This is a genomic window from Streptomyces anatolicus, assembly GCF_019400875.1.
In the GTDB taxonomy this organism is placed as follows: domain Bacteria; phylum Actinomycetota; class Actinomycetes; order Streptomycetales; family Streptomycetaceae; genus Streptomyces; species Streptomyces anatolicus.
On record NZ_WMBF01000696.1, the window covers coordinates 1 to 2,501 of the forward strand.

Below are 2,501 nucleotides of genomic sequence, written 5' to 3' on the forward strand. Positions count from 1 at the left end.
CTCCGAGCCGCCCCCGGACCCCGGCTCCGGCACGGCCTCCGGAGCCACGGCGCCTGAAGCCACCGGCCCCAAAGCCACGGCCCCCGAAGCCCCCGCGGCTGAAGCCACCGTCACCACAGCCGTCCCCGCCCGCCTCGACCGCCTCCCCTGGTCCCACTGGCACTGGATGATCGTCGTGGGCCTCGGCACCGTCTGGATCCTGGACGGCCTGGAAGTCACCACCGTCGGCAACATCGCGAGCCGCCTCTCCGAGGAGGGCAGCGGCCTCGCCATCTCCTCGGCGCAGGTCACCGGCATCGCGGCGGCCCTCTACGTGGCGGGTGCTTGCGCCGGGGCGCTCTTCTTCGGCCGGCTCACCGACAAGTACGGCCGCAAGAAGCTCTTCATGGTCACCCTCGCGGTGTACCTCGGCGCGACCGCGCTCACGGCGCTCTCCTTCGACGCCTGGTGGTTCTTCCTCTTCCGGTTCCTGACCGGCTTCGGCATCGGCGGCGAGTACGCGGCCATCAATTCGGCCATCGACGAGCTGATCCCGTCCAAGTACCGCGGCCGGGTCGACCTGATCATCAACGGCAGCTACTGGCTCGGCGCGATCGGCGGCTCGCTGCTCTCCGTCGTCATGCTCAACACCGACATCTTCCCCAAGGACCTCGGCTGGCGGCTGACCTTCGCCCTCGGCGTCGTACTCGGCCTGGTGATCCTCCTCGTACGCCGCCACGTCCCGGAGAGCCCGCGCTGGCAGCTCATCCACGGGCACGGGGAGAAGGCGGAGGAACTCGTCTCGTCGGTGGAGCGCGAGATCGAGGCGGAGAAGGGCGAACGGCTGCCGCCGCCCGACCGTGAGATCACCATCCACCAGCGCAAGAGCATCGGCTTCGGCCTGATCGCGAAGACGGTCTTCCGCGACTACCCCAAGCGGGCGGTCCTCGGTCTCTCCCTCTTCGTCGGCCAGGCGTTCCTCTACAACGCGATCACCTTCGGCTTCGGCGCGATCCTGACCAAGTTCTACGACGTCCCCTCGGGCAGTACGGGGTACTACTTCGCCGTCATCGCCGCGGGCAACTTCCTCGGCCCGCTCTTCCTCGGCAAGCTCTTCGACACGGTGGGCCGCCGGATCATGATCTCGTCGACGTACATCGTCTCCGGCGTCCTACTCTTCGGCACGGCGTGGCTCTTCGACCGGGGTTCGCTGAGCGCGGCGACGCTGACGGCCTGCTGGTGCGTGGTCCTGTTCTTCGCGTCGGCGGGCGCGAGCAGCGCGTATCTGACGGTCTCCGAGATCTTCCCGATGGAGACCCGCGCCATGGCCATCGCCTTCTTCTACGCCATCGGCACGGCGGCGGGCGGCATCAGCGGCCCCCTGATCTTCGCCAAGCTGACCGAGTCGGGCGTCGTCGGCGACACGGTCCTCGCCTTCCAGATCGGCGCGGGCCTGATGTGCGCGGCGGGCCTGGTGGCGGCGGTGTTCGCGGTGAAGGCGGAGAGGCGGTCGCTGGAGGACATCGCGGAGCCGTTGTCGACGGTGAAGCGGTAGCCGGGGCTTGGCCGTGAGGCAGCCGAGTCAGCCGAGGCAGACGGTCTCGATCCTGGTCAGGGACGGCGTACTGCCCATGGAACTGGGCCTGGTGCACCAGCTGCTCGGCACGGCGCGCTCCCCGTCGGGCGACGCCCTCTACGACGTACGCACGTGCGCGCCCCGCCCCGGCAGGATCCGCACGGACGCGGACTTCCCGATCTACGCGGAGCACGGCCTCGACGTGGTCGCGGCGGCGGACACGGTGATCGTCCCGGCGTCGCACGAGAGCGACGAGGACCTGGAACCGGGCGGCCTTTCAGCGGAGTTGGTGTCGGCGCTGGCCCTCCGGGAGGGCCGCAGGGTGGCATCCATCTGCACCGGCGCCTTCATCCTGGCGGCGGCGGGCCTGCTGGACGGCCGCAGGGCGACTACGCACTGGCTCTCGGCGGAGCGGTTCGCGCGGAGGTTCCCGGAGGTGACGGTGGACGCGGACGTCCTGTACGTGGACGAGGGCGAGGTACTCACGTCGGCGGGCGAGGCCGCGGGCATCGACCTGTGCCTGCATCTGATCCGCTCCGACCACGGGTCGGCGGTCGCGGCGGAGGCGGCCCGCCGCACGGTCGTACCGCCCCACAGGGAGGGCGGCCAGTCCCAGTACGTCCAACGCCCGCTGCCGGAGCCTCAGTTGACATCGACGGGCGCGGCCCGGGCATGGGCCCTGTCCCACCTGTCGGAGCCGCTGACCCTGGCCGACCTGGCGGCGGTCGAATCGATGAGCGTACGCACGTTCAGCCGCCGCTTCCGGGAGGAGACGGGCCTGACCCCGATGCGGTGGCTGACGCAGCGCAGGGTGGACAGGGCGCGCGAACTCCTGGAGTCCACGGACCACACGATCGACCGCGTCGCGACGGAGTCGGGCTTCGGCACGGGCGCGTCGCTGAGGCAGCACTTCGCGGCGGGGGTGGGGGTGTCGCCGGGGGCGTAC

At 70.7% G+C, this 2,501-nt stretch carries 2 protein-coding genes; both read left to right on the forward strand.

What is annotated here, in order from left to right; genetic code table 11:
• Positions 1-1,534: MFS transporter (locus GKQ77_RS31470; RefSeq protein WP_258022299.1), on the forward strand; the 1,534-nt coding region annotated here is incomplete at its 5' end.
• A 13-nt stretch (positions 1,535-1,547) separates the two neighbouring features.
• Positions 1,548-2,501: GlxA family transcriptional regulator (locus GKQ77_RS31475; RefSeq protein WP_372460040.1), on the forward strand; the 954-nt coding region annotated here is incomplete at its 3' end.